Annotated in this window: 23 protein-coding genes; 9 read left to right on the top strand and 14 right to left on the bottom strand. The window is 63.5% G+C overall.

Going from position 1 to position 25,943, the window contains the following annotated elements; all coding sequences use genetic code 11:
* Nucleotides 1-53: 53 nt before the first annotated feature.
* From ACERLL_RS09535 to ACERLL_RS09550, 4 genes are all read right to left on the bottom strand, one after another.
* Complete coding sequence (locus ACERLL_RS09535) at nt 54-740, bottom strand: hypothetical protein (protein ID WP_373655853.1); 687 nt, start codon at nt 738-740, stop codon at nt 54-56.
* Between the two features lie 49 nt (nt 741-789).
* Nucleotides 790-1,716 (bottom strand): quinoprotein dehydrogenase-associated putative ABC transporter substrate-binding protein, encoded by a 927-nt coding sequence (locus ACERLL_RS09540; RefSeq protein ID WP_373655854.1) that lies wholly within the window; start codon nt 1,714-1,716, stop codon nt 790-792.
* A 44-nt stretch (nt 1,717-1,760) separates the two neighbouring features.
* Entirely contained in the window at nt 1,761-2,108 is a 348-nt protein-coding gene (locus ACERLL_RS09545) for a c-type cytochrome (RefSeq protein ID WP_373655855.1), read from the bottom strand.
* Between the two features lie 205 nt (nt 2,109-2,313).
* Nucleotides 2,314-4,140, bottom strand: coding sequence for a methanol/ethanol family PQQ-dependent dehydrogenase (locus ACERLL_RS09550; RefSeq protein WP_373655856.1), 1,827 nt, complete (start codon nt 4,138-4,140; stop codon nt 2,314-2,316).
* A gap of 1,085 nt (nt 4,141-5,225) precedes the next feature.
* Here ACERLL_RS09550 and pqqA (ACERLL_RS09555) point away from each other — a divergent pair.
* Entirely contained in the window at nt 5,226-5,297 is a 72-nt protein-coding gene (gene pqqA, locus ACERLL_RS09555; RefSeq protein ID WP_373656066.1) for a pyrroloquinoline quinone precursor peptide PqqA, read from the top strand.
* Between the two features lie 292 nt (nt 5,298-5,589).
* On the opposite strand, the gene ACERLL_RS09560 is transcribed toward pqqA (ACERLL_RS09555), so the two are convergent.
* The 4 genes from ACERLL_RS09560 to ACERLL_RS09575 are packed head-to-tail and all read right to left on the bottom strand — an operon-like array spanning nt 5,590 to nt 8,505.
* Nucleotides 5,590-6,270 (bottom strand): thiol:disulfide interchange protein DsbA/DsbL, encoded by a 681-nt coding sequence (locus ACERLL_RS09560; RefSeq protein ID WP_373655857.1) that lies wholly within the window; start codon nt 6,268-6,270, stop codon nt 5,590-5,592.
* Nucleotides 6,267-7,115, bottom strand: coding sequence for a quinoprotein dehydrogenase-associated SoxYZ-like carrier (locus ACERLL_RS09565; RefSeq protein WP_373655858.1), 849 nt, complete (start codon nt 7,113-7,115; stop codon nt 6,267-6,269). The genes ACERLL_RS09560 and ACERLL_RS09565 overlap by 4 nt, the downstream gene beginning before the upstream one ends.
* Entirely contained in the window at nt 7,112-8,053 is a 942-nt protein-coding gene (locus ACERLL_RS09570) for a quinoprotein relay system zinc metallohydrolase 2 (protein WP_373655859.1), read from the bottom strand. Before ACERLL_RS09570 ends, ACERLL_RS09565 begins: the two co-directional genes overlap by 4 nt.
* Entirely contained in the window at nt 8,050-8,505 is a 456-nt protein-coding gene (locus tag ACERLL_RS09575; protein WP_373655860.1) for a DUF302 domain-containing protein, read from the bottom strand. Before ACERLL_RS09575 ends, ACERLL_RS09570 begins: the two co-directional genes overlap by 4 nt.
* 640 nt (nt 8,506-9,145) lie before the next feature.
* Between ACERLL_RS09575 and pqqA (ACERLL_RS09580) the strand changes: the two genes are divergently transcribed.
* The 8 genes from pqqA (ACERLL_RS09580) to ACERLL_RS09615 all read left to right on the top strand — a co-directional run bounded on the left by pqqA (ACERLL_RS09580) (nt 9,146) and on the right by ACERLL_RS09615 (nt 14,900).
* Nucleotides 9,146-9,217 carry a pyrroloquinoline quinone precursor peptide PqqA gene (gene pqqA / locus ACERLL_RS09580; RefSeq protein ID WP_373656067.1) on the top strand — a complete coding sequence of 24 codons (72 nt, stop codon included), beginning with the start codon at nt 9,146-9,148 and terminating at the stop codon, nt 9,215-9,217.
* A gap of 250 nt (nt 9,218-9,467) precedes the next feature.
* Nucleotides 9,468-10,382: a pyrroloquinoline quinone biosynthesis protein PqqB gene (gene pqqB, locus ACERLL_RS09585; RefSeq protein ID WP_373655861.1), complete on the top strand. Its 915-nt coding sequence runs from the start codon at nt 9,468-9,470 to the stop codon at nt 10,380-10,382.
* 11 nt (nt 10,383-10,393) lie between these two features.
* Nucleotides 10,394-11,146 carry a pyrroloquinoline-quinone synthase PqqC gene (pqqC, locus tag ACERLL_RS09590; protein ID WP_373655862.1) on the top strand — a complete coding sequence of 251 codons (753 nt, stop codon included), beginning with the start codon at nt 10,394-10,396 and terminating at the stop codon, nt 11,144-11,146.
* A complete protein-coding gene (gene pqqD, locus ACERLL_RS09595) occupies nt 11,139-11,432 on the top strand; it encodes a pyrroloquinoline quinone biosynthesis peptide chaperone PqqD (RefSeq protein WP_373655863.1) in 294 nt (97 codons plus the stop codon). Before pqqC ends, pqqD begins: the two co-directional genes overlap by 8 nt.
* Complete coding sequence (gene pqqE / locus ACERLL_RS09600; protein ID WP_373655864.1) at nt 11,395-12,537, top strand: pyrroloquinoline quinone biosynthesis protein PqqE; 1,143 nt, start codon at nt 11,395-11,397, stop codon at nt 12,535-12,537. Before pqqD ends, pqqE begins: the two co-directional genes overlap by 38 nt.
* Nucleotides 12,525-13,514, top strand: coding sequence for an ABC transporter ATP-binding protein (locus tag ACERLL_RS09605; RefSeq protein WP_373655865.1), 990 nt, complete (start codon nt 12,525-12,527; stop codon nt 13,512-13,514). Before pqqE ends, ACERLL_RS09605 begins: the two co-directional genes overlap by 13 nt.
* The gene (locus tag ACERLL_RS09610) at nt 13,511-14,320 is read left to right on the top strand and encodes an ABC transporter permease (RefSeq protein WP_373655866.1); all 810 of its coding nucleotides are present in this window, start codon (nt 13,511-13,513) and stop codon (nt 14,318-14,320) included. Before ACERLL_RS09605 ends, ACERLL_RS09610 begins: the two co-directional genes overlap by 4 nt.
* Before the next feature lie 46 nt (nt 14,321-14,366).
* Entirely contained in the window at nt 14,367-14,900 is a 534-nt protein-coding gene (locus tag ACERLL_RS09615; protein WP_373655867.1) for a DUF3280 domain-containing protein, read from the top strand.
* A 112-nt stretch (nt 14,901-15,012) separates the two neighbouring features.
* Here the strand turns inward: ACERLL_RS09615 and ACERLL_RS09620 are convergent, their stop codons facing one another.
* From ACERLL_RS09620 to ACERLL_RS09645, 6 genes are all read right to left on the bottom strand, one after another.
* Nucleotides 15,013-17,268, bottom strand: coding sequence for a TonB-dependent receptor (locus tag ACERLL_RS09620; protein ID WP_373655868.1), 2,256 nt, complete (start codon nt 17,266-17,268; stop codon nt 15,013-15,015).
* A 971-nt stretch (nt 17,269-18,239) separates the two neighbouring features.
* Nucleotides 18,240-20,111: a sigma-54-dependent Fis family transcriptional regulator gene (locus tag ACERLL_RS09625; RefSeq protein WP_373655869.1), complete on the bottom strand. Its 1,872-nt coding sequence runs from the start codon at nt 20,109-20,111 to the stop codon at nt 18,240-18,242.
* A gap of 270 nt (nt 20,112-20,381) precedes the next feature.
* Nucleotides 20,382-20,897, bottom strand: a complete 516-nt coding sequence (locus tag ACERLL_RS09630) for an amino acid kinase family protein (protein ID WP_373655870.1) — start codon at nt 20,895-20,897, stop codon at nt 20,382-20,384.
* Nucleotides 20,898-21,227: 330 nt separating this feature from the next.
* The gene (fae, locus tag ACERLL_RS09635; protein ID WP_373655871.1) at nt 21,228-21,740 is read right to left on the bottom strand and encodes a formaldehyde-activating enzyme; all 513 of its coding nucleotides are present in this window, start codon (nt 21,738-21,740) and stop codon (nt 21,228-21,230) included.
* Between the two features lie 689 nt (nt 21,741-22,429).
* On the bottom strand, nt 22,430-23,830 hold the full coding sequence (locus tag ACERLL_RS09640; protein ID WP_373655872.1) for a methyl-accepting chemotaxis protein: 1,401 nt from the start codon (nt 23,828-23,830) through the stop codon (nt 22,430-22,432).
* A gap of 675 nt (nt 23,831-24,505) precedes the next feature.
* Entirely contained in the window at nt 24,506-25,924 is a 1,419-nt protein-coding gene (locus ACERLL_RS09645; RefSeq protein ID WP_373655873.1) for a sigma-54-dependent transcriptional regulator, read from the bottom strand.
* Between the last annotated feature and the right edge of the window lie 19 nt (nt 25,925-25,943).

Below are 25,943 nucleotides of genomic sequence, written 5' to 3' on the forward strand. Positions count from 1 at the left end.
TCCAAGGTACTGGCTTGCTCTTCTAGAGAGCGTAAAGACGCGATCAACGGGAACTACTGACGGCTCTGGAACTGCATAGTTTCCACCAGCCGGGGCTCCCCGCCTTGCTCCTTTCCGGGAACAAAGGCGCGCATCTTGTAGATGTAACCGGGAACCGACGGAGAAAGGAGGAACTCGTAGGACTTCTCGGCAAGCTCTTCGAACTTGTCCCGATGCGGATCCTCGATGTAAGGCTGGATCCGGATCCGCCAGCCTTCCACCTGCTGCCCGTTGAAGTCGAAACGGGTCTCTTTCACTTCCGCGGAATTCGCAAAGGCCAGCTTGATGTACTTCTGGAAATGCCGCCAGGAGCCGTCGGTCTGCTCCTCCATCTCGACCACATCCCGCTGCAGGAAGGCCATCAGGGCGGGATTGCCGTCGGAATTGGGACTGGCGGGGAAAGGACGCTCCCGCTCCCCGGTGAAGAGCTGGATTTCCACCCGCTTGCCGTCTCCCTTGGAGCTTTCGGCGATATCCAGCCGCACCTCGTCGGAGAAGTCCTCTTCCAGCGACCCCTGCCGAGAGAAGCTGTAGACGATAGTCTCCGGGGTATCAAGATTATCCAGGTGGGCGGTCTTGAAGAGGAGCTGGTTGGCCCGGGAGAACTCCTCCGCACCCTGCGCCGCCCCCACTAGGAAAAGGCCGAGCACCAAGCAGGCAAGATGCGTGAATAACCGGCCGGTACGATGGCCTGACAGCATGCGTGCATCCCCTTATCTGAATGGAAAATCGACCACGGCTGACGGCCGTTCAATCGCCCCAGTGGACTTCCCCGTCATCGGAGACGATGGGGACATTGTATTCGGCCAGAATCCGGTCGATCTCCGCTTTATGTTCTTGCATTAGGCGATTCAGCGTGTCCTTGAGGCCATCATCGCTGTAGCGGACCGCCATGGAGATGGGGAACACGAAGGGATACTTCTTTTCCCCGTTCAAGGGAATCAGCCCGAAATCCGTATTCTTGCAGTCGCTACAGTCCGCGAGGCGCTTGGTGTAGTAGCCCCCGATGGGCCCCCATACGATCGCCGCGTCCACCTCACCCCGCGCCATCCCCTTGGCGATGACTTGACCGGGATAGTCCTGCCAATTTCCGCTATCGATCTTGTACGAGGTAGACTGCTGCATGAGCTGATTGTCCACCAGCCAGGTAGCTCCGGGGCTCTTCGTGAATACCCCGATCTGCAGGCTCGAAAGGGTCTCTTCGGGGAGGTTCAAGAAGTCCTGCGGAGTTTTCAGGGGCTCGTCGGAGATCCCCTTGCGGTAGACGATCACATAGGTGGACCGGTACCAGGGCTCCGTGGTCTGCCCCACCTCGAACCCTTCCGTGGCGCTCATGACCACGTCACAGCGGTACCGCCCCTTCTCGGGAAGGTACTTGGTCAAGGTGTTGCGGCCGAAGCCCATTTTCTGCGGAAGCCAGGTATATTCGATGGAGAGCCCCAGGTCCTCCGCGAACAGCTGCGCCACCTTGTTCTCGAATCCCCGCTCCTCGCGGCTGGAGAAGGGCAGGTTGTTCGGCGGGGCGCACACCCGGAAGGCTTCGCGCTCCTGCACTTCCGGTGCTTCCTGGGCTGCGGCAGGGCTCCCGACGCCCGCGAGCACCAGGGCGCCGAGAACCAGCATACCAAGCCTGCAAAAACGTCCGCTTACGTATTCGCCGTACGAGTGCGGTTTCATGAGCAAGCTCTTCTTATAGCTGGAATATGGGAGAGCCCACCTGATTATTGGTTCCGGAGCTTACCGGGGCGGCCCATGGGGAGAACGCCGTCCTTCCGGGCTTGCAGGTAGGACCAGATTTTGCCGAACTTATCATTGACGTTGGGGTTCTGGCCGAAGGCGGGCATCACGCCGACGCTTCCTTCGGTCCCGGTGGAGACCACCTGGACGAAATCGGCGTAGGTTATGTTCTTGTTCTCGATGCGGGTCATCACGTTGGGCGCAACGCTGGAGCCGACGGCGCCCTCGCCGTGGCAGCGGGAACAGAAGGCGTTGAAGGTTCGCCATCCGATATAGGTATCCAGATCCACCTTGCAGTTCCGGGGATCCCCTTCACGGCATGCCTCATTCACCTTATAAGGCTTTTCCTCAGCCGCATTCGTCGCGGGAGCCGCGACAGCGAGAAATCCGAAAGCCAAAGCGGCCGAAGCCAGCCGACCTTTCTTCGTCATCGTAAGTCCTCATCCTTTCTAGAACAATAAACCTGCTGGTTGGTAATGGAAGGCCCCCGAAACCGGGGGCCTATTCCGCAGACTAAACCTACCCTAAGCGCGTGGGTCAAATAGCGCTGTCGGGAAGGGCGAAGACCGTCATCACGCCACCAAGCTTGGTGTACTTGTTCAGGTCCCGGAAGGCACCCACGGCGCCGAGGCCGGCGGTGGACTCTTCCAGACCGGCAGCCATGCCGATACCGGCCCAGCCGCCAACACCGGAGTAGACCGCCATGTACTGCTTGCCGTCATACTTGTAGGTGTTGACGTTGCCGATAATTCCGGAAGGCGTCTTGAACTCGTACAGCAGGTCACCGGTCTTGGCGTTCCGCACCTTCAGGTAGCCGTCCAGGGTGCCGTAGGCAACGATGTTGCCGGAGGTGGACAGGCTGCCGCTCCAGACGGCGAAGCGCTCATCCACGGTCCAGGCAGCCTCGGCCTCGGTGGCATCCCAGGCGATGAAGCGGCCGCTGTGCTTGGAGCCGTCGCCGCCTTCACGCTGACCGGCGGGGTACATCAGCACGGTCGCGCCGACGTAGGGCTGGCCGGCAACGTACTGCACGTTGAACGGCTCGTAGTCCATGCACAGATGGTTGGTGGGGACGTAGAAGAGACCGGTATTGGGGTTGAAGGAAGCGGGCTGCTGGTCCTTGCTGCCCAGAGCGGCGGGGCAGATCCCCTCCACGTTCACGTTCGTCTCTTCCGTGCTGTACTCCGCGACGCGAACGGGACGGTTGGTCTCCATGTCGATCTTCTCGGCCCAGTTGACCGTGGGGTCGTACTTGGCCGCCTTGAGAAGCTCGCCGTCGGTCCGGTCATGGGTGTAGGCGAAGCCGTTCCGGTCGAAGTTGACCAGCAGCTTGCGCATCTCACCGTCGACCTTCTGATCAACGAGGATCTTCTCGTTCACACCGTCGTAGTCCCACTCGTCGTGGGGGGTCATCTGGTAGACCCACTTGGCCTCGCCAGTTTCCGGGTCGCGGGCGAAGGTGGTCATGGACCACTTGTTGTCACCCGGCCGCTGGCTCGGGTTCCAGGAGCCCGGGTTACCGGTGCCGTAGTAGATCAGATCCAGCTCGGGGTCGTAGGTGTACCAGCCCCAGGTGGTGCCGCCGCCGAGCTTCCATTCGTCGCCTTCCCAGGACTTCAGACCGGAGTTCTTCTCCACGGTCTTGCCGGTGGCAGCGTTGATGGTCTCGGAGGGATCGACCAGCATCTCATCATCGGGGCCGGTGCTGTAGGCGCGCCATTCTTGCTCGCCGGTCTCGATGTTGTAGGCCGTCAGGTGACCCCGGACACCGAACTCACCGCCGCTGATGCCGGTGATGACCTTGTCCTTGACGACGATGGGGGCGTTGGTAGCGGTTTCACCCTTGCTGGGATCACCGTTCTTGGCCTCCCAGACCAGATCGCCGGAATCAGCGTCGAGCGCCACCAGCGTGGTGTCGGCCTGCTGCATGAAGATCTTGCCATCAGCGTAGGCCAGGCCGCGGTTCACCGTGTCACAGCACATCACGGCGATCACGTCACGGTTCTGGTTGGGCTCGTAGGTCCACTTGATGGACCGGTCATCCAGGTTCAGAGCGATGACCTTGTTGGGGAAGGGGGTGTTGATGTACATGGTGTCGTCCACCACCAACGGACCACCCTCATGGCCCCGCAGGACGCCGGTGGAGAAGGTCCAAGCCGGCTGCAGCTTGTCCGCGTTCTCGGCGTTGATCTGGTTCAGCTCGCTGTACCGCTGACCACCGTAGTCACCACCCCACATCGTCCATTCATTGGGGTTGTCCTGCTCAGCCAAGTCCTTGTTGGCATGGGCACAGCCAGCCACCAAGGCTAACGCTGTCCCTAACACCACGGTTCCGCGCCAATACGTCCGCGCTTTTCCCCTCATGGTTAAACCTCCTTGAAAACCCGGGCCCCTGAAGGGCCTCGATTCGTTGGTCAGGGAATCGCCACCAGCCTCCTGGCCACCACACCAGCTAATACGGCCGGGTGCTCATCCCTGGAGAAGGGGTTTCTCCCTCCCCCATCTAGCAACCCCTATGCCTAATGAAAATTACCCTAATATTTCAGAAGGTTAGGTGCTGCCGGGACCCCCTGCGGGGGTCCGCTGTTCCGGAAGTGTTACAATGTGACGAAGTCAAAGTGCTCCGCACCTACCAAAATTGGTTAACGCCAGGGGCTTATCCCCAACGGAAACACTCCCGACCCCTCCTCGTAGCAGGTTTTTCCCTGACGGTCCACCCCCACCCCAATCCGGTCCCCCCCGAAATATGGAAGGAACCGGCCCCCTCGTTACGCGGGCAAGGAGCCTGGATGGGGCACCACCCCGGATGCGCCGAGCCCACTCTTATTCGCCTTCTTCCGGGTCATGCCCCCACTTTCCGGTTTTGCGCTCGCCTCGTGGAAATACCGGCGATCCTGTCATGACCTCAACTCGGAAATCCGCCGACTCTGTCACGGCCGATACAACTTTTCTGGTGCAGCCGTTTGCTGCTGCAGAAGCTTTCCGGGCATCGCCCCCGGCTCCGCTACTGGTGTAACGGATCGGGGAACCAACCGGACACCCTCCGGTCGAAGTCTTGTAGCCAATACGTCCGTGGAGGAAAATCCTCGCAGTGCCCGGGATTTATAGGCGAGTCCACCCGATCAGGGTGCGCCTTTTCCGTGACAACGGTTGTTCCGTTTCCGGAGCCTACCGGCCGATCCCGTTTCAGACTTCTCGAACGGGCGGAATGCACCGAGGTCGCCGGAGCCCCTCGTCCGGTGCGACGTGAGACCAACCGGGCGGTTTTCCCTCCCGGCGAATCGGGCAGGTACGGTCACCAACCTGCTTGTCCGGCCGGAGGGCCCGCCACGGGGGTCTCCCTTGGTATGCTGTTTGCTTCCTAATCAGGAGCAAAAGGCTCTACTATCGGTCGCTCCCAATGGAGCCAGACCCGAATGAGCCCACCACTACAAGCCCAGGAGGTGATTATGTGGAGCAAGCCGATGTTTCATGACTACCGGTTCGGTTTCGAGATCAATCTGTATATCGGGAACCGGTAAGGGAGAGCACCTCCCCTTTTCCTATCGGGGGCTCCGGCCCCCGATTTTTTGTCCATGGACATTCCCTACGCTTCCCACCGGGCTTGCCCCTGCCCCCTTGCCGATAATCGCTCCGGCGCCTCCATCCCGAATTTGCTCGACCCTTCGCGCCCTATCGTTCCAGGCATGACACACTGCGCCACCCGGCAAGCGGCGGCTCGGAATGCCGCTCCCGATAGCGAGGAACCTTGGGGCAGTGCAGAAATCCGGAAGGGAAAGACGGGCCCGAGCGGGCCTGGCAGGGAGTCCCAGCTTATTCTTGCGATCCGCCCTCGCCGTTGGCTTCCTTGCCAAGGCGCCGAACGAGGACTCCGGCCACCTCCAGCATGCGCTCCCTGGAGCCGGCGATCCGGGAATTGGTTACGTAACGGCCAGCGATGACCAGGGTGGGGACCGATTGCAGCTGATGCGCGCGCTCGAGCTTCCGTATCCGACGGACTTCCTCGCGGATCCAGGAAGCGCGGATGCCTTCACGCCATTGCTCTCCGGAAACTCCCGCCTCTTCGAACCGGGCACGGACCCACTGCAGCTGATAGGGGGACCGGCCGCCCTCGTGGACCGCCTCGAAAAAGCCGGAATGGAGATCGCCGAGCCGGTCCGTATGACGGGCCATCAGGAAGGCCGCGGCCATGGGCTGCCAGGTGGGACGGGCCAGGGCCGGTAAACGGACGAGGTGGATTTGATCGCCCATGCGCTCGGCCCAGGCGCTGAGCTCCGGATCGAACCGGTAGCAATGGGGGCATCCGTACCAGAACCACTCCGCCACCTCCACGCCCGGCCCGCCTTTGCCCACCGGAGCGGGGTGCTCGAGGACCCGGTAATCGATTCCCTCGGCCACGTCCGCCGCACCCGCCGCCGGGACGCCCAGCAGCATCGCCACCATCAGCACCGCGGCCTTCGCGGCGGTGCGGAATCCGGACCGGTGCGCCGTCATTGCAGCGCCAGCGTCTTGTGGAACCGATTGTTCTCCGTGTCCTCGGCCACAATCCGCAGATCACCCGGACCGCCGGGCACCAGATCGAAGCGGATGCTGGGGTTCTCGCTCAGTCCGAAGGTGGTCTCCGCCCACAGCATGGTCTCCCCGCCGTAGGAGACGCGCACCTTGCGGACATAGTGCGGCTGGGGGCGCAGATGGGTAATGGGGTCCTTCTGCAGGCCGGTTATATTGGGGTGCCGGATCTGGACCTGCAGGGTCCAGGGCGCTTGCCAGCCCTCGCTGCGCTCGCGGATCCGCATCCGCATCTGCCCCATGTGGCGCTTGGCCTCCTTCAGATCGCCGGGTACCGGCGCGGAGCAGCCTCCGGTGGCCTTGACGAACTCTTTGTCCATGAACAGCTCGCCGTCGGCGGTCTCGGCGATCACCCGCACATTGGAATAGGTGGCGACGCGCACCCGGGTGGACAGATTCGCCCGCGCCCTGGGGCTCTCGAAATGGAGCTTGGCGGTCATGGGCGAAGGGTTCTCGTCGATGATGAGCCACATCTTCTCGATGCGGCGGTCGCTATCCGCAGGGAGCTTCTCCTGGATGCTCAGGGGAACCATGGCGGGGTCCTGGGCCCGGTAGGGCGCGGTCAGGTCCACCACCGACTCGCCCTCGGTAATCGTGCGGTCCTGGAAGAGCTCCTTGCGCAGGAAGGACCAGACCTCTTCCTCGTCCTCCCCCTGCCCCGGTGCCTCCTGGGCCAAGGCGGGAGCGGCCAACAGCCCCAGCGCCAGGACGGCCACGAGCCCTGAAACGGATTTCTGGAAGCCTCGGAATCTGCTCGGAATCGGGGTCATTTCCACTCCAGTTCGGCATAGGCCTTGGTGACATTGCGCGGGTGTACCTGCCGGAACAGGACCCACTGCTCATTGGCTCGGCGCTCCGCGGCGGCCAGGGCTTCCGCCAGGGACTTGCCCTGGTCCAAAGCCGCGCGGGTGCGGCGGCGCAGGTTTTCCAGATAGCGCGCCAACGGCCGTCCCGCCTCCGGCCAGGCCACCGATGCCGGGCCATGCCCCGGGACCACCCGCTCGACACGGCGCTCCTTCAAACGGCCAAGGAGATCCAGCCATCCGGTGAGGCTGCCGTCCAGCGTCGGCATGCGCTCCACGAAAAGCAAGTCGCCCAGCCACCAGGTGCCGGTCCTCTCGTCCAGAACGGTGAGGTCGTTGCTGGTGTGCGCGGTGGGGCGCGCCTCCAGGAGCAGGGAACGGCCACCGAGCCGCAGCCTGCGCCGATCCGAGACGGTCTCCTCCGGATACACGAACCAATCCTCGGCGACGGCTCGCCCGAGGGCGTCTCCCTGGCTCTGGCGATAGGAGGATTGCCGGGCGGCCAGCGCGCGGGACAGACGGTGGTGCGCGATGAACACCGGATCATCCTCCAGGAAGGCGGCGTTCCCCAGGACGTGATCCGGATGCATGTGGGTATTGATGACGTAACAGACGGGCTTCTCGGTTTTCCGGCGGACCGCCTCCCGGAGGCCCCGACCCACCGCCCGGCTCCCGCCGGTGTCGATCACCGCCACGCACCGCTGGCCGACCACGAAGCCGATATTGGCGATGTCCCCGCCGTTCGCGGGACTGGACTGCTCGTACGCTCCACTGTGGACATAGACACCGGGCGCCACCCGGCGCACCTCGATCCGGGGCGATTCCGTGTCGGCTCCGGCGGCCCCCAGGGTCAGCAGGGAGACCACCGCGACGAGCAAACGTATCGGAAACCGGCGCAAGCTCATGGGGCCTCCGTGTCTGGCAGGGGCTTCGCGCCGAAATCGACAATGGCGCGAAGATGGTCGTTGATGCGGTCGGCGATCTCGTTGCGGCGCTCCGCCCCCGGCGCATGAGGAAGAAGCTGGGTGGAAAGGCGGATGCCGCCCTTCGGCTCCTCGTAAACGGCGATACGGCAGGGGAGATAAGGGAGCAGGCCCGGATCGGCGCGCAGGGCGGCCCGCCCGAGGTCAAGGTTGCAGATCTGGAGCACGGTGGCCCGCGGGAAATCCTCTTGGCGCTGCCGATCGATGGCGCGGCCGATGGTATTCCGGCCCACCAGGGCGAAATTGCGCTCGGAAATGGCCAGGCGGAGATCCAGCATCACCCCCCGATAGGTCTTGTCCGGGGCGTAGGCCTGATAGACCTCGGACCCCGCTGTCACGGGATCCGGCAGGAGGATCATGCAGAACAGCAGCATGAGCGTATGCCAGCGGCCCGGGCCCCCCGCCGTTGCGGCGGGGGGCCCGGGGGATGGCGGATGCGCCACCTATCACCGGTCGTACCATGGGGCTTCCGTTGGCTCCCGGCCCGTCAGGGCCCGCTGTTACAGCCTGATTTCACCTACCCAGAGTAGCAATTAGAATGCCCATTCGGGCCACCGTTCCGGGCAGGCCCGAAATCGGGGCCCGCGGAGTCAAACCTACCGGACCCGGGGGCCCACCCTGCACCCTCCGGATGCTCCCTTTTCGAAACAGAAGCTGTGCCATCCCCTGGACAGCCTCCCAAGGGGCGCTCGGGACTTACCGCTCTGAAACAGTCCGCAGGCCGATGATATTTACGCCCAATTTCAGTATCTTGGGGCGTAAACAGGGGCTCACGTTGCGCTATCAGCCAGTCCCGGTGAACAATATTAGCCAGACTGGCTACTTGTAGCCAACTCGATTGGCCATTCCCAGGCAGCGGAATACCTGTCGGAGGCCGGGAGCCCAAAAACGTGTGGAACATATATTCGGCATATTATTTGCTTCTTACGAAGTGCAAGGCCCTAGCCTTGACTTCGGTTTCAAGCGAAAGGCCTTCAGTTCCCAAGTAACCCACGGAAGCCCAAGGAGGCAGCTATGTGGAGCAAGCCGACTTTCCAGGATCACCGGTTCGGTTTTGAGATCAACCTCTATATCGGCAACCGGTAAACCTCTGCTGCGCTGTTCCAGGCGGGGGTGCTCACCCCCGCCTTTTTGGTTGGTGGGCGGGCTCGGGCAGTAGCGCTCTCGCCGTGGAAGCTGCACAGAGCGCACCCATGGTTCCGGGAGGCTTCCTCCCTCATTCCGCATCCGGCAGTCATCCCCCGAAACCCTCTAACGGCTGCCCAGCCCCCTTCAGCCATCAGCGCCCCCTCTACCGGTCGGTCCCCCACCGACTTCCTCCAGGAGCGAGAGGCACTTGTACGTACACATCCTAGGATCCGGCGCGGGCGGCGGCTTCCCGCAGTGGAACTGCAACTGTCACAACTGCCAGGGTGTACGGCAGGGCACCATTTCCGCCACCCCCCGCAGTCAGTCCTCCATCGCGGTAAGCGCCGACGGTGAGCGCTGGGCATTGATCAACTGCTCCCCGGACGTGCGGGATCAGCTCAATGCGTTCCCGGACATTCACCCCAAGCAGGGCCCTCGGGGCACGGGAATCGCGGCCGTCCTTCTGGTGGACGCCCAGATCGACCATACCACGGGCCTGCTGACCCTCCGCGAAGGGGACCCCCTGGAGCTCTACTGCACGGAGCCGGTCTATCAGGACCTCACCACGGCCTTCCCCCTGGTCAATATTCTGGGCCACTACGGGGGCGTCCACTGGCACCAGGTCCCCACCGACCCCGCGGAATCCTTCACCATCCCGGGAACCGAGCCGCTGCAATTCACCTCGGTGCCCCTGAGCAGCGAAGCACCGCCCTTCTCGCCGCACCGCGGCCATCCCCGCTGGGGCGACAATATCGGCCTGCGGATAGAGGATCCCGAGAGCGGCAGGAACCTCTTCTACGCCCCGGGGCTGGGCAAGATCGAGGACCATGTGGGCCCCTTCATGGAGCAGGCGGATTGCCTGCTGGTGGACGGCACCGCCTGGACCAACGACGAGATGGCGCGCGCCGGCGTGGGGTCCAAGCTGGCTACGGATATGGGCCACCTTCCACAATCGGGCCCCGGCGGCATGGTGGAGGTGCTCAACGGTCTGGAGCGGCCACGCAAGATCCTCATCCATATCAACAATACGAACCCCATACTCGACGCCGATTCGCCCGAGCGCGGCGAACTGAACGCCGCCGGGATCGAGGTGGCGCATGACGGCATGGATATCCACTTATAGCGAGGCAAGCCATGGCTGAAGACCGCAATCCCCCCTGGAGCCGGGAAGAATTCGAGGAACGGCTCCGGTCCAAGCAGGTCTACTACCATATCCACCACCCGTTCCATCAGCGCATGCACAGGGGGGAGCTGACGCCCGAGCAGATCCGGGGATGGGTAGCCAACCGCTTCTACTACCAGGTGAGCATTCCCATCAAGGACGCCGCCATCATGGCCAACTGCCCGGACCGGGAGGTACGGCGCTCCTGGATCCAGCGGATCGAGGACCACGACGGGCAGATGGAGGGCGAGGAAGGCGGCATCGAGGCGTGGCTGCGGTTGGGCGAGGCCTGCGGGCTGGACCGGGAGGATCTGTGGTCCCAGCAGTATGTGCTTCCGGGGGTTCGCTTCGCGGTGGACGCCTATGTGAACTTCGCCCGCTCCGCCCACTGGCGGGACGCGGTCTGCTCCTCCCTGACCGAGCTCTTCGCCCCGTCCATCCACCAGGCGCGGCTGGACGACTGGCCGAAATACTACGGCTGGATCGACTCGGCGGGGCTGGACTACTTCCGCAACCGCCTCACCCAGGCGCGCCGCGACGTGGCCTACGGACTGGAGGTCACCCTGAGCTCCTTCCAATCCCGCGAGGAGCAGGAGCGCGCCCTGGAGATCCTCCAGTTCAAGCTGGATGTGCTGTGGACCATGATGGACTGCATGCATCTGGCCTATGTGATGGACATGCCTCCCTACGCGGCCACCGAACCGGAAGGAAGCACCGATGGGTAGCGACGCCACCTTCTCCGCGGACTCCGTTCCCGTGCTCCGCTCCGGTTACCGCCTGCAGTGGGAGCCTGCCCAGGAAGGCTACGTGCTCCTCTATCCCGAGGGCATGGTGACCCTGAACCCGAGCGCCGCGGAGATCCTCCAGCGCTGCGACGGTTCGCGCACCGCCGGACAGCTGGTCCAGGAACTTCAGGAAGCCTTCCCGGACAACGATGTAGAACCCGACGTATACGAATTCTTGGAGGCGGGTCATGCGCACGGATGGATACAAAACCGAAGCTCTTCCTAGCCCGCGCTGGCTGCTGGCCGAGGTCACCTATCGCTGTCCTCTGCAGTGCGTGTACTGTTCCAACCCGGTGGAAATGGCCAACTACCGGAACGAGCTGGACACCGAGGACTGGTTCCGGATCTTCCGCGAGGCCCGGGAGCTGGGAGCCGTGCAGCTGGGCTTCTCCGGCGGCGAGCCCCTGCTCCGAAAGGACCTCGAGGACCTGGTGGCCGAATCCTCCCGGCTCGGCTATTACACCAACCTGATCACCTCCGGGGTCGGCATGAGCGAGGACCGCGTGGCCGCCCTGAAGGAAGCAGGACTGGACCACATCCAGATCAGCTTCCAGGCGAGCAATGAGGTCCTGAACGACTACCTCGGCGGCAACAAGAGCTTCCAGCACAAGATGGAGATGGCCCACGCCATCAAGCGCCACGGCTATCCCATGGTGCTCAACGTGGTGCTCCACCGCCACAACCTCGACCAGACCGCCGAGATCCTGGACATGGCCGAGGCCCTGGAGGCCGATTACGTGGAGCTGGCCAATACCCAGTACTACGGCTGGGCGTGGCTCAACCAGAAGGAGCTCATGCCCTCGCTGCAGCAGGTCCGCGACGCCGAGGCCGTGGCCAATCGCTACAAGGAGCGCCTCAAGGACCGGATGCAGATCTACTATGTCATCCCCGACTACTTCGAGAAGCGGCCGAAGCCCTGCATGAACGGCTGGGGCAATGTCTTCCTGGGCGTCGCTCCCGACGGCGCGGCCCTGCCCTGCCACATCGCCCGGCAGCTCCCAGGGCTGGAGTTCCCCAACCTCCACGACGTGAGCGTGCGCGAGGCATGGTTCGAATCCGAGGCCTTCAACCACTTCCGGGGCTTTGACTGGATGAAGGAGCCTTGCCGGAGCTGTTCCGAGCGCTTCGACGACTTTGGCGGCTGCCGCTGCCAGGCCTACATGCTGACGGGCGATCCGGCCAACACGGACCCGGTGTGCGAATTCTCCCCCCACCACGACAAGATCGTCGCCGCCGGGGAGGCCGCCAAGGGCAGTCCGGACGCCACGGAAAGCGAAGCGAAGCCTATGGTCTTCCGGAACATGAAGAATTCCAAAGTATGGTCGGCCTGAATCAGGGCACCGAGGAGCACCCACCGGGGGCCGCCATGAAGGCGGCCCCGACCGGTGAATCGGCCATCCGCATCGAGGGCCTGCGCAAGCGCTACGGCGACGCCGAGGCGGTATCGGGCCTGGATCTGGTCATCCCCTACGGGCAGTTCGTGGGGCTACTCGGTCCCAACGGCTCCGGCAAGACCACAACCATGCACGCCCTGGCCACCCTGGTCCGGCCCACCTCCGGGCATGTGGCGGTGGGTGGACGCGACGTCCTGCGGGATCCCGTGGGTGTCCGCAGGAATATCGGGCTGGTCTTTCAGGAATCGGCCCTCGACCGCAACCTGACCATCCGCGAGAACCTGGACTTCTCCGCCGCCCTCTACGATCTCGCCCCCGATCAGGCCAACCCGCGCATCGAGGAGCTCCTGACCCTGTTCGGCCTGGAGGGGAAGCGGGATGTTCAGGTGGGGGCCCTTTCCGGCGGCATGCGGCGCGCCCTGGACATCATTCGCGGCATCCTGCACCGGCCCGGGATTCTCCTGCTCGACGAGCCCACCATAGGCCTGGATGTGCTCAACCGCCGTTTCATCTGGCGCTACCTGGACCGGCTGCGCCGGGAGGAAGGGATGACCGTCCTCCTCACCACCCATTACCTGGAGGAGGCGGAGGACTGTGACCATGTCACCTTCATCCGCGATGGCCGGACCATCGGCGCCGGATCCCCGGAGGAGATGCTGGAGCGGTTCGGGGCCTTCGTGATGGAGGTCCGGGGCGGGGATCCCGAAGCCACCGCCGCGATCACGGAGCGGCTCGGCAACCCAATAATCGAGGGCGACCGGCACCTGTTCCGCCTTATGGATCCCCACCAATCCATCGGCGACCTGGAGGAATGGGCCCGTCCCCACGTGCAGTCCCTCCTGGTACGCCGGCCCGACCTGAACGACGTCTACATCTGGCTCAACCAGGACCCCACCGGCGGAGAAGCCCCATGAACGCGCGCGCTTTCCGGGCCATCATGCGCAGGGAGATCGTACGCATGTTCCGCCAGCGGGGCCGGCTGGCCAGCGCCGTGATCCGGCCGCTCATCTGGCTGGCGGTGATCGGCAGCGGCTTCGAGGCCCTACTGTCGCGGCTGGGCTCGGGCAGCTACCAGGCCTTCATGGTGCCGGGCCTGACGGGCATGACCCTGCTGTTCGGCGCCATGCTGGCCGCCCTGTCCCTTGTCTACGACAAGGAATCCGGGGTAATGCGCATGCTGCTGATCGCTCCCTTCGCGCGCAGCTGGATCGTGGTGGCGCGGACCCTCAGCGCGGCGGTCGCCGCGCTCATACAGGCACTCCTGCTGCTGGCGGTATTCGCGGCCCTGGGCTTCATTCTCTGGCCCCTCTCCTTCGGTTTGCTTGCCCTGGGCCTGCTCCTCACCGCCCTCACCTGCGCCAGCATCGGCATGCTGATCGCGGTAGGCGCCAAGTCTTTGGACAACTTCGCGGTGGTCATGAACTTCGTGATCTTTCCGCTGTTCTTCCTGTCCGGAGCCCTCTACCCCATCGCCAATCTGCCGCCGCTACTCCAGCTGGTGGCCCGCATCAATCCCTTCAGCTACGGTGTGGATCTATTGAAGCATGGTCTAACACCGGACATGGCCCCACCCTTCGGGCCGGATTTCCCCGTTGCGGTGAATATCGCCGTCACGGGCGGATTCGTGCTGCTTGCCATGGTGGCGGCCGGATTCCGTTTCTCCCGGGGACCGTTCCTGGAAGCACTTGCGGCCGTCGTAAGCACTTCGAAGCAACGGTAGGGAGGATGGCTCCCCTTTCACCTTACCCATTAACGGAGGAAGCCGCATGGCTTACCGGATACTCGGGATACTGCTTGCCACGTTCCTGCTAGGCGGACCGGCGGTTGCCGACGACGCCCGCAAGTCCGTCCTCGTTCTGCCTTTCGAGCTGGTGGACACGAGCCTGCAGGGAGACCTGGAAGGCGCTTCCAAGGTCGACATGAAGCGCTTGAAGACCGTCACGGCCTATGTGGAGCAGCTCTTTACGGAAACCGGTCGGTTCCGGATCAAGGACCGGGGCCCGGTTGAGGGGCTCCTCGAGGAATTCGATCAGACCTATGCCTACACCTTCCGCTGCAAGCCCTGTGCGCTGGAGGCCGCCCGCAAGGCCGACGCCGATCTGGTGGTCTCCGGCTGGGTACAGAAGGTCAGCAACCTCATCCGCAACCTGACCATTCGCGTCCAGGACGGCCAAACGGGCAAGGTCCTGGCCGGCGGCTGGACCAGCCTGCGGGGGAACACGGAGAAGATGCTGGAGCGCTCCGCTTATCGCGTATTCGAGAAGCACGTCCGGAGCAATTCCGTCCTCACCAGCCGGTAATCACCGCATTGGCCTTTATATCGTTCCAAGATGAAAAAGGCGCCCATCCCTCTCGGGATGGGCGCCTTTCTTTCCTGGCTGTGCCACAATTGCAACAGCCGGTGCGAACGGCCTAGAAGGTGTATTCCACACCCGCCCAGGCACCACGCGGCGCGCCGGGCGTATAGAAGCGGGGGTTCTCAAAGTTATCGAACCCTTCCACTTCATCCGGCTCGCCCAGGAGTCCCGCCGTCTCGTACTCCGTGTCGAACACGTTGTCCACGCGGGCGAATAGCTGCAGGTCCTCCAGCACCTGGTACCGGGCACGCAGGTTCACCACGGTGAAGGCATCGATGGGCTCGAGCTGGTTGGACTCGTCGCCCCGGATGTACTGCTCGCCGTTGTAGATGCCGTCCACGCCCACGGCCAGGGTCGGGGTGATCCGCCAGTCGGCGCCCGCCTTCACGATATGCTCCGGATTCAGCGGGATGCGGTCGCCCTCTTCCACCTGGATCTCGTCATTCACCGCATCCGGGTGGTCGGGGCTGTTCACCGCGAAGTCCTCCTGGAAGGTGGCCTCCAGGTAGGTGTAGTTGAGGAACCAGCTCACCGGACCCGCCCGGCCCGAAGCGGCGGCCTCTAGGCCCTGACGTTGGGTCGTGCCGATGTTGTCGAAGTAACCACTGTTACGCGCAGGACCCGCACTGATGAAGTAGATGTCATCCTCGGCCTGCGTCCGGAAGGCACCCAGCGACCACTGGAAGGCCTTGGCGCTGCCCCGGAAGCCCGCTTCCCAGGTTTTCGCCACCACCTGATCCAGCGGCGGATCGGCCTGGAAGCCGTTGGGGAGTCGGCAGGGATCGTCCGGATCCGCGCAGGTGAGCTCCACGGGGGTGGGCGCCCGGTTGGACTCGGAGTAGCTGACGAAGGTGCTCAGCAGGGGCGAAAACTCGTAGGTCAGCCCGCCGGCCGGGTTGAACCGGGTATAGGTGTGGTCGCCGTTCAACGCCGTACCGAGCTGGTCGTCCAGCTTGATGTGGCTGTTGTTGTAGCGGCCGGACAGGGTCAGGGAAAGACTGTCCGTCACCGAAAGGGTATCGGTGAGGTAGACACCGAGATCTTCGCGGTCCGCCTCCACCGTGGTCAGCGAGTCCAGCACGATCTCGTTGCTGCCCTCGGTACCCCGGTTGTCGGTCAGACGGCCCAGCTCGGTCTGGGAATGGAAGCGGATGTTCGCCAGGGAGGCCGACGCGCCGACCACGAACTGGTTCTCCATATCCCACAGGGACTGGGTGAACGTGGACTGCAGGGAGCCGCCGTAGGTCCGCTGCCGGGTATCCGAGGTGTTCAGCGTGGCCGATTCCACGTCCTCGGATTCCGCGACCTCATTCCCCTCCTGGTTCAGGACCACGTCCCCTTCACCGTCATCCGAACAAAGGCTCCCGGCGTCACCAGGGTCCTCGCATTCCTCATAGTCGCTATCGTCGCCGTTGAAGGTCTCCGTATCCGTGCGCCGCACGAAGAGGTCCCCATCCAGGGCGATATTGTCGGTGAAGAAGTGGGAGCCCTTGAAGGTGATCATTTCCATCCGGTTCTCGGTGAGGTCCGGGTGGGTGAACACCGCGTCACGGTCCTGATTCATGAGCTCCACGGGCACCGCGCCGTTGCCGCGCAGCTCGGTGTCGGCCATGTTGAAGATGATGTCGGCCGTGGAGTCCTCACCGCGCCAGCTGGCCTTGCCGAAGACCGTGTTGGCTTCGGAGTCGGAATGGTCCCGCCAGCCGTCCTCCTCGAAGCGGTTGCCGGCGATGTAGAAGCCGGTCTCCCCGGTATTACCACCGGCCTCGGCGGTGACCTCGTAGCGGCCGAAGGAGCCGCCGTAGGCCTTCACCCGCTCTTCCGTATGGGTGAACCCGGACTTGGTCTGCATGGAAATGGCTCCGCCCAGGGTGTTCAGGCCGAACAGCGGGTTGGAGCCGCTCATAACCTCCATGCTGGCGATGGCCGTCTCCGGGACCAGGTCCCAGTTGACCACGTCCCCGAAGGATTCGTTTATGCGCACCCCGTCCTGATAGACGGAAACGCCCTGGGGCAGACCCAGGAGCGGCGAGCCGCGGAAGCCCCGGAAGTTCACGTCGGGCTGCAAGGGGTTGCCGCCCAGGAGGTTGAGATTGACGCTGCCGACCCGCCGTTCCATGAGGTGGGTTACATCCAGGGCCTGGGCCTGTTCGATCTCGTCCTCGGAAACGGTCTGGACGTTGGCAGGCACCTTGCTGACCGGCAGGCCCGTGCCGTGCTGGGGCGTGATGCCGATCACCTCCACCTGCGGCAGCTCCGGAACGTCGCCTTCGCCGGCGTTCTGGGCTAGAAGCGGCGGGGAGCAGAGCATTAAAGCCCCCAGGGCTCCTAAAGAGCCCGGGCTAACGCGCGGGATCTTCTTCTCGGCTGTTTTCATCATTCCTCCCTATGGGTGTGGGATGATCCCTTCCGGCCGTTGGCCTGACGAACCTCGGGATCAGGAAAAGTCCTGTCCCCATAAGCAAGACCCATACCCAAAAAACCTTGTCTCCGCACCGAAACGGCCAGCGAATCCGGGAGAAGCGGAGCGGAAATACTTCGGATTTTCAGATCTCTGAAATAATTATATTTTTCGTACTACCCATTTCTGCTTAAGCGGGAGCGTCGCGCCTCAGACAAAGCAACAGGACAGCCGTCCGGCCGGCTGCTGGCTCCCCGGTTCTGGCAAGAATTAGCCGGATTAGTCGGCTAAAAACATCCATATGTTTTTTAAGGCCAAAATCCCCCGGGACAGATCGGCCTAGTGTCCGTACCTGGCAAAGGGGTCTTTGGCTCTTCGACGTCACCAATGGAATTGCCGTCATAGGGATGAAGGCCGAGCAGCGGGGGGAAGGTCGCAAGGCGACTGGAAGGGAGGCACCCGTAGGGCGGGGCCCCCTGGGGCCTGGAGGCCTTGCCCCCGCCACTCGGCCGGCCGGCGTAGTGCTTCCAAATTCCATTGGTGACGACGAGAAGCCCGTTTACTTGGGAGGTCGCGTCCCCGAATCGGATCGGAGAGGATCCTCAGTCAACCGCGCTGCGTGAGCGGGGTCCCGCCGGCATCGGGAAAGAGGGGACGGGAGGGGCCCCACGGGGGTTTGTCGACAGGTCCTCCCGAGTGGTGACCCGTCAAGGGATGCCGAAAAGATATCTTCCCGAGCAGGGACACACTCCTCCGAGAGGGAGCCGTCCTGCGGGGCTCCCCGTGGAGAGATCAAGCCGATTTTCAGAGCGGAAAGTGGGCGGGTGAAGGAGTGGGGGCTTTGCCAACCTCGAGCCCGAACGCGCCCCGGGCGGGGGCGCTTATCCCGAAGGCCTGCGAATATCGAGGCGGCGCATCTTCCGGTAGAGGGTATTTCGGCTGCAGCCCAGCTTCTGCGCCGTGACACTGATATTCCACTGATTCTCTTCCAGGATCTGGAACAGGGCCTCGCCTTCCGCCCGTTTCAGGACCCCGCAGTGATCATCCTCGTTGGTGTATTCAACGTCGCCGCTGGGGGCCGGACTCTCCTCGAGGAAGCCGGGAGGTAGCTCGTCGATGGTAAGCCGGCTGGATTCCCGGAGGGCCAGCATGCTGCGCAGCACGTTGCGGAGCTGACGGATATTTCCGGGCCATCGATGGTTCTTGAGAACCTCCATGACTTCCTCGTCGATCTCCACCGGATCGCCGTCCGGATTCTCCTTGGCCACCAGCCGCTGGATCAGACGCCGCTTGTCGCACCGCTCCCGCAGGGAGGGAAGCCGGATCTCCAGACCCTTGAGACGATAATAGAGGTCCTCCCGGAACTGGCCCTGGGCGACCAGCTCCTCCAGGTTCTGGTGGGTGGCGCTGACCACCTGGATATCCACGGTAATCGGCCGCTCGCTGCCCAGGGGAACCACTTCCCGCTCCTCCAGGACCCGCAAGAGGCGGACCTGAAGATTCAGGGGCATGTCCCCGATCTCGTCGAGGAACAGGGTGCCCCCATTGGCCTGCGCCACCTTGCCCTGCCGCCCTTCCTTGCTCGCGCCGGTGAACGCCCCGGGCTTGTAGCCGAAGAGCTCGCTCTCGATCAGGGTTTCGGGGATAGCAGCGCAGCAAACGGTTACGAAAGGCTGATCGGAACGCTTGCCGAACTGGTGGAAGTATTCCGCCAGCACACCCTTGCCGGTGCCGGTCTCGCCGCCCAGGAGAATGGGGATCCCGCGATCCGCAACCTTCCGGAGCAGGGCCAGGTTCCGGACCATCTGCGGATCACCGAACTCCGGCGCCGCGAGGTCGCCGTCCTCCTCCACGGGATCCGGGGCCACCGCCTTGCCCGAGGTGGATTTGGGCCGGGCCGCGCTCTGGCTCTTGAGGAAGCCTTCCGGGGCCTGGACAACGGCGAAGAAGCGCCGGTTGTGCAGGGGCTCGTGAAGCGGAAGAACCTGGAAAAAGCTGCGGCTGGCCCGATCCACCAAGTCTTCCAGGGAGGTGTTGAAGATCTCGCCGACCTTCTTGCCCACCAGATCGTTACTGCTTTCATACCCGAGCTGGAACGTTCCACTGGGATTGGCGGCAACGCACAGTCCCTGCTCGTCGAAAGCGAGGACCCCCTCCCCCAGCGTACTGACGAACTCCGGACGGCTGTGGAAGCGCACCAGGAAATGGTTCGGGAAAGAAGTCAGGAAGGCCCGGTTCTCGATCATCTGGGCCCCCATGTGGACAAGGACCCGGGAATGCTGCTGGGCCAGCTTGGAGCAGCCGGAGATGTCGAGGACCGCCCACAGTTCGCCCTGGGGATTGAAGATGGGCGCGGCGGAGCAGGTTAGCTCGGAGTTGCGGGCGAAGAAGTGCTCGTCACGGTGAATGACCACGGGCTTCTTTTCGACGAGGCAGGTACCGATTCCGTTGGTGCCCTCGGCGGATTCGGTCCAGATGGCGCCGGGCCGGAGGCCCCGTTCCTTGACCTCCTGTGTCAGGTTCGGATCACTGACCTGATGGAGGATGACCCCTTCCGGGTCGGTCAGCAGAATCGCGTATCCGGTGGAGGCGACCTGCTGGTAGAGATTGTTCATCTCTACCTTGCTGATTTCCAGTAGATCCCCAAGCCGACTCTGCCGCTCTTCCAGCTCGGCCGGGGTGATGGTGTCCACGCCCCGCTGATTCGCGGGGTCCAGGCCGTAGTCATCGAGGCACCGTGCCCAGGATCGCAATATCTCATGACTGACCGGCGACTGCTCTGAGGTATTGGAATGAACTACGGAACGGACCAAGTCCTTGTGGGTTCTGCCTTTAACCTCAATGCTCATAGGGGCAACCTCCACCTCGCAATCCATTCCCGTAACCCGGCCGGATTGGCGACTCCGGGGGAGCCTTATGTCTGCTTATCTCGGGGAAGGGCAAAATAGATATCCTCTCACCCCCTTATCACTCCTCTAAACATTATCTATTAACTATTAATAGGTAAAGTGGGGATCCCATTCTCAACCCTCCGGGGTTCCCTTATCCGCCCCGGGCCCGGCGATCACCGGCGTCCCGGAAACCACCCTAGAATAGAGCATTTGGCGAATGGTTCGATGGTCGGCGACGGAGCCAACCCACGTGGTGCAAGGAATTTCGGAAAGCATCTTGGGAAAGGCCTCGTCTACCATCAGCTTGCGGGCAAGCCATTCGCTAGAGACGGGCCCGGATTCCAGGGCGTGCTTTTTGACGAGGAAGAGACAATCGGCGGGCAGGCGTCGGGCTAGAGAGGCGCTCAAGCTGTCGCAGGAAACCCCCTTCTGTTCCCGGTGCCTCACCACGTCGGGATCGCGGGCGGGCAGCCAAACTGCCGCACGACCCTGGCCGAGGATGGCATGAATCTGCTCGGCTGATTCGGCAGGCGCCAAATCCGGCCGCAGACCCATCATCATGTGGGCGAACTGGTTCATGCCGTGCAGAACCATGGGGAAGGTGGTCGTTTCCCTGAGGTCCCAGCCTGACTGGCTGATCTGATCCACCAGGGGACCAGCTCCGGGAACGATTACTACCTCACCGGGGCCGAAGCAGGCGATTTGATCCAGCCAATCCGGTAATCGCCTGCTATTCCACAAGGAACCATCGAATTTGATAATCCACATGGTGGCCCCCAAGATCCATCCCCCGGAGCACGGGGAAGCGCTCTCATCGAGCTATGATCCCTCCCGCTCTCCTGGATTCGGCACTTAGCGAAAGCAGCCGGCCAAAATCGGCCAGCCATTCTGCCGGATCAGGGAGGAAAGCTTCCCTCGGGCCCATTGAAAGACCCACTACCGGGGAACTGATCTTGTTACAAGCGACCTACGCCGTGATTAGGAGTGCGCGGCGAAGGGATGGTCGCTGCCCTTGCGGGAGGAGAGCACGTCCTGGACCTTGGGCTCGCCGGCCATCGCGTTCTTGATGGACTGCTTGGTGGCCTCGTAGTTCCAGTCCTGGATCTTGTTGTCGTCCTCGGCCTCCCAGTGGATGAACACACCCACGCTCAGGAACAGGTCGTCGGCCTGGTCCTGGGGAATGGTGCCGTCTTCCACGCAATCCGCCACGGCCATGGCGACGCCGCGCTGGGCGGGGCCGAACATCTGGGCCGCCTGCTTCTCGCCCTTGATGGTCACCTTGTTGAACATGGCGGTGGCCGGCTTGACCATCAGGTTCGGGGCCACGATGGCCAGCAGGCCGTTGTGCCCTTCCTTCTGGTTGGTCAGGGTCTGGCAGAACATGGTCTCGGCGGCGGTGCCGGCCGGGCCCATGATCAGGTCGATGTGCGCCAGCTCGTTGGTGTCGCCTACCAGGGCTTCACCCACCATCGTCTTTTTAATCTCGGCCATTCTTGCACTCCTCTCTGAGGTTGCTGGGTTTCCAGAAACAGATCCTAAGTCCCGTCGGCCCAGCTTCTTTCCAACCCAGTCTTTCAAGGCTTGAAAACCGCTCATGGCTAGCTCCTAAGATTTGGGCCGTTAGGGTTTACCCCCTACTAACGCAATCCGTATGCCAACCGCCACCCCATGGGTGAGCCCGCTTTTCCCGGAGCCCGCGTTCCCGATCAGGAACACTCCCCCTTTGTCCATGTAACAAAAATAGTACGTTGAAAGTTACAGATACCCCCCGAAGAAAATACCTCTTTCGGATATCGCCGGAGGGGTCCGGCAGGGGCTGGAGGGAGCCGCACGGCCGGCGGCCCGGGTGGAGGGAACGCCACGCTCCGCACGCGGCGAGCGTCGGCGCCGATCGCCCGGAAGGGGCCGCGAATCCGTTACCCGGCGCTCCGACGCCTGTTCCCGCAATCGGGCCCCGGAGCTGTCCCACCCTGTAAACCGCCCGTCGCGCGTGTGCAATGCGGGAGAGATCCTACGGCGCAGATGGCGAGAATCCGGGAGCCCAAACGCCGGGCCCGCCCACCGTCGGGCGTTTCGGGATCCGGACAGGCTGTCCACGTGTCCGAAAGGCGGCTCGGCATGGTGCCCGGCACGCCCCTGTTCCGTCCGCTGCCCGGTGCGGGCGGGATCCTACCCGCGATTCAGCCCGTCAGGCTCTCCATGGTCTTCAGCATCCGGTCGCAGGTGTCCTCGAACTGGTTGTAGTGCTGCCAGGCTTCCTGGGAGCGGCCGGAGTTATTGAGCCGGATCACCTGCTTGATCTCGTCGTGCAGGGCCTTATGGTCGCGGTTGAACTGCTGGATGGTGGCATCGCTGCCATAGTTGGGCATACCCTCGTTGGCCAGCCAGATACCGAGCCTGCACTCGTGGGTATCCGGCGCTTCCTGCTCCGAAAGGGAATTGCGAGCCTGCAGGAGGTTGCGCAGCCGGGTCTTCCAGGCGTGATGGCTGCTCTTCTCCAGCTCGAAGTCCACCCAGGTCACGTTCTCGTCGGACTCGCCCTCTTCCAGCATGAACTTGGCCAGTCCGTTCTGCAGGCCGAAGGCCATTTCGTTTAGCTGTTGGGCGGCATCCTCGATGAAGGTCACCTTGTCGGCCACCACCTCGACATTGCTTTGCACCTCCCCGATATTCTCGGTGGTCTCGCTCATGGTGGCGGAAAGCTCTTCGGCCGCCGAGGCGATCTGGTTGGCCGACTGGTCGGTGTGCTCGATAGTGGTCAGGACCTGCCCCATCTGGTCCTGCACTTCCTTCATGGCCTGCACGGACTCGTTGGAGCGGGTGCGCACCTCTTCCACCACCTCATTGACGCTCTGGGTCGCCTCGGAGGTCTGCTCGGCGAGCTTGCGGACCTCGTCGGCGACCACCGCGAAGCCATGACCCGCTTCTCCGGCATTGGCCGCCTCGATGGCCGCATTCAGCGCCAGAAGGTCCGTCTTTTTGGCGATGCTCTGAATCAGCCCCATGATCTCGTCGACCCGCTCTCCCGCCGTCTTGAGCTGGTTGATCTGCTGGGAGGCCTTTTCCACCGACTCGATACCGCTCTGCATGGAGGAAGTCGCTTCCGAGGCGGATTTGGATACCTCGTTGATGTTGTTGGCGACATCCTGTACCACCTGGTTTACCTCCTTGGCCGAGTGGCCGACCTCTTCCACGCGGCTGGAGGAATTCTGCGCGCTCTTGCCGATCTCCCAGGCAGAGGCGGAAAGCTGCTCACCGGTATTGATCAGGGTGGCGGTCTGGCTGCGCCAGTCGTGGAAAACGCTCCGCAAGGAGGCAAGCATGTCCCTGAAGGCCCCGGCCAGCTTCCCCTGCTCGCCGCGGCCGTCCTCCGGGATCTGTACCGTGAGGTCGCCCTCCCCGGCCGTTTCCACCCTTTCGCGCAGGACGCTCAGATTGTCGCCGCGCCAGCGCCGGACGCCCCAGAGGACGCCGGCCATGAGCCAGCCCAGAACGAGGCCCACGAGGATGCCCGGCAGCATGCTGGCCATGGCCGGAGCTTGCGGAGCACCCTGCAAGGCGCCGCTCCGGATGGAGAGCACGGTTTCCCCTTCCGTCCCCTGCAGGAAGGCGTGAATGGACGGGACCCCCCCGGACCCATAGGCTGCGAGAGCCAGAACTATCGCCGCAGGGCCCATTACCTGGGCGCATGGCCGTAAAGAGCAAGGAATACGCACGACGGGATCCCTCCTTCTGTTTAAACGTAAAGGTCCTGTAAAAGGCAGCTTCTAGAATACGGCCGGTGCCAGCTCCATTTTATGCCAATAGGACGAAAATCCGATGCTTCATTTCAATTCAATGGACATGGTAGCCGGGGCACCGGAGCAAACCCCATGCCATACCCGGAGCCACTGTCCATGCGCAAGCCCGCATCGAGCCCAAGCGGCTGGAAAAACTCCTTATCTGGTGATTCTGCGCCAAATGGACAGGAGTCGCGACACCGGAGCTTCACACGGGATATTAACTCGGCACACGGCCTGTGCCACAGAGAAAATATAGCGGCGGGGGAATCGAGAACGGTATCATCCGGAGCAGCGGCAAGCCGGCAGTCACCGGGGTTCCGGACAAGCCTGTATGGACCCGCGTACGGGAACAGCGGGGCGAGGCGTGATAGCAAGCCGGGGAGGCGATACAGCCACTGTGCAATTTGTTTCACAGCGCCCCGGACCGGGCGCTGGAAGGAGCGGGCCACCGCTCCGAGGATAGAAGCGGGGGCACTAGGGTTTGATGTGGTATTTCTCCAGGCGGTACCGCAGGGAGGTGCGGCTGATGCCGAGCAGACGGGCGGCCTGCGACACGTTTCCCCCGGCGCGCTCCAGGGCTCGCCGCACCAGATTCATTTCAACATCCCGAAGGCGGAGCGTCTCACCGGTTTCCGGGATCGCCGCGCTGTCTTCCTCGCCGCCGCCGTCGAGCTCCAGATCCCCCGGACGGAGCACGCCCTCCGTTCCGAGGAGCACGGCCTGACGGATCACGTGGCGAAGCTCCCGGATGTTCCCCGGCCACTGGTAGCCCTGGAGGATCTCCAGGGTCTCCGGGTCCATGCGCGGTTCGGGGAGATCGAAATCGGCGGCGGTCTCGGCGGCGAAAGCCTGCGCCAGCAAGGGGATGTCCGTCATCCGCTCGCGGAGGGGCGGTAACTGAAGCTGCAGCTCGGAGAGCCGGTAGTAGAGGTCCGAACGGAAGCGTCCCGCCTCCACTTCCTCGCGGAGATCCCGATTGGTGGCCGCCAACACCCAGCAGCGAATGGGGACCTGCTGGTTGCTCCCGAGGCGGCGCATGGTTCGGCGCCCGAGCATCGCGAGGAGCTTGGTCTGCGTTTCGAGCGGCAGCTCCCCCACCTCGTCGAGTAGCACCGTACCCGCTCCGGCGGACTCGATCAGGCCGGCACGCCGCTCCTGGGCATGGGTATAGGCGCCCTTTTCGTGGCCGAACAGCTCCGCCTCCACCAGATCATTGGGCAGGGCACCGCAATCCACGGGAACGAAGGGCTGATCGTGGCGGGCACTGCGCTCGTGGAGGGCCTGAGCCGCCACCTCCTTGCCGGTACCGGTTTCACCGTGGATCAGTATGGTGGGCGGAATGTCCTTGGCGCTGGCCACCACCCGGGCAAGGCGCTCGATCCGCTCCCGGACCCCTTTCATGGCCGGGCTCTGTCCGATCATCCCGTCATCGGGAACCGGGGAGGAGTCGGCGCTTCTCCCCTTCTTGGAGGGCTTGGGGGGGCCGCCCACCAGGTCCTTCAGGGCGTCCTGGATCTGCTCCAGGTCCAGGGGCTTGCGCAGGTAATCGGTGGCCTGCAGCTTCATGGCCTCCACCGCATCATCCACCTCGCTGTAGGCGGTCATCACCACCACCGGAACCTGGGGCGCGTTCCAGCGCTCCCGGATCTCCCGTAGTAGATCCAGACCGGAGCCGTCCGGCAGCCGCATGTCCAGAAGCACGGCGGCGGGGCGCCCCTCCCCGAGCAGGCTCTTGGCGGTTTCCACCCGATTCGCCTCCCGGCATTCGAAGCCATGCTTGCCGAGATGCTTGCAGATCGCCCGGGCGAAATGGGCTTCATCGTCCACCACCAGTATGGGGCGCGCCGGTCTCGGACCGCCGCCTTCCGGCTCCAGCTCCTGCGCTACGTTCATGTGCAATTACCTGCTTGCC

Origin of the sequence: Thiohalorhabdus sp. Cl-TMA (assembly GCF_041821045.1) — a bacterium.
GTDB classification, from domain to species: domain Bacteria; phylum Pseudomonadota; class Gammaproteobacteria; order Thiohalorhabdales; family Thiohalorhabdaceae; genus Thiohalorhabdus; species Thiohalorhabdus methylotropha.

Excerpts from the sequence above, each read along its gene's own strand:
- ACERLL_RS09535 (WP_373655853.1), bottom strand. The coding sequence starts at position 740 with ATGCTGTCAGGCCATCGTACCGGCCGGTTATTCACGCATCTTGCCTGC.
- ACERLL_RS09540 (WP_373655854.1), bottom strand. The coding sequence starts at position 1,716 with ATGAAACCGCACTCGTACGGCGAATACGTAAGCGGACGTTTTTGCAGG.
- ACERLL_RS09550 (WP_373655856.1), bottom strand. The coding sequence starts at position 4,140 with ATGAGGGGAAAAGCGCGGACGTATTGGCGCGGAACCGTGGTGTTAGGG.
- ACERLL_RS09560 (WP_373655857.1), bottom strand. The coding sequence starts at position 6,270 with ATGACGGCGCACCGGTCCGGATTCCGCACCGCCGCGAAGGCCGCGGTG.
- ACERLL_RS09565 (WP_373655858.1), bottom strand. The coding sequence starts at position 7,115 with ATGACCCCGATTCCGAGCAGATTCCGAGGCTTCCAGAAATCCGTTTCA.
- ACERLL_RS09570 (WP_373655859.1), bottom strand. The coding sequence starts at position 8,053 with ATGAGCTTGCGCCGGTTTCCGATACGTTTGCTCGTCGCGGTGGTCTCC.
- ACERLL_RS09575 (WP_373655860.1), bottom strand. The coding sequence starts at position 8,505 with ATGCTGCTGTTCTGCATGATCCTCCTGCCGGATCCCGTGACAGCGGGG.
- pqqC (WP_373655862.1), top strand. The coding sequence starts at position 10,394 with ATGGCTGAAGACCGCAATCCCCCCTGGAGCCGGGAAGAATTCGAGGAA.
- pqqD (WP_373655863.1), top strand. The coding sequence starts at position 11,139 with ATGGGTAGCGACGCCACCTTCTCCGCGGACTCCGTTCCCGTGCTCCGC.
- pqqE (WP_373655864.1), top strand. The coding sequence starts at position 11,395 with ATGCGCACGGATGGATACAAAACCGAAGCTCTTCCTAGCCCGCGCTGG.
- ACERLL_RS09605 (WP_373655865.1), top strand. The coding sequence starts at position 12,525 with ATGGTCGGCCTGAATCAGGGCACCGAGGAGCACCCACCGGGGGCCGCC.
- ACERLL_RS09610 (WP_373655866.1), top strand. The coding sequence starts at position 13,511 with ATGAACGCGCGCGCTTTCCGGGCCATCATGCGCAGGGAGATCGTACGC.
- ACERLL_RS09615 (WP_373655867.1), top strand. The coding sequence starts at position 14,367 with ATGGCTTACCGGATACTCGGGATACTGCTTGCCACGTTCCTGCTAGGC.
- ACERLL_RS09620 (WP_373655868.1), bottom strand. The coding sequence starts at position 17,268 with ATGCTCTGCTCCCCGCCGCTTCTAGCCCAGAACGCCGGCGAAGGCGAC.
- fae (WP_373655871.1), bottom strand. The coding sequence starts at position 21,740 with ATGGCCGAGATTAAAAAGACGATGGTGGGTGAAGCCCTGGTAGGCGAC.
- ACERLL_RS09645 (WP_373655873.1), bottom strand. The coding sequence starts at position 25,924 with ATGAACGTAGCGCAGGAGCTGGAGCCGGAAGGCGGCGGTCCGAGACCG.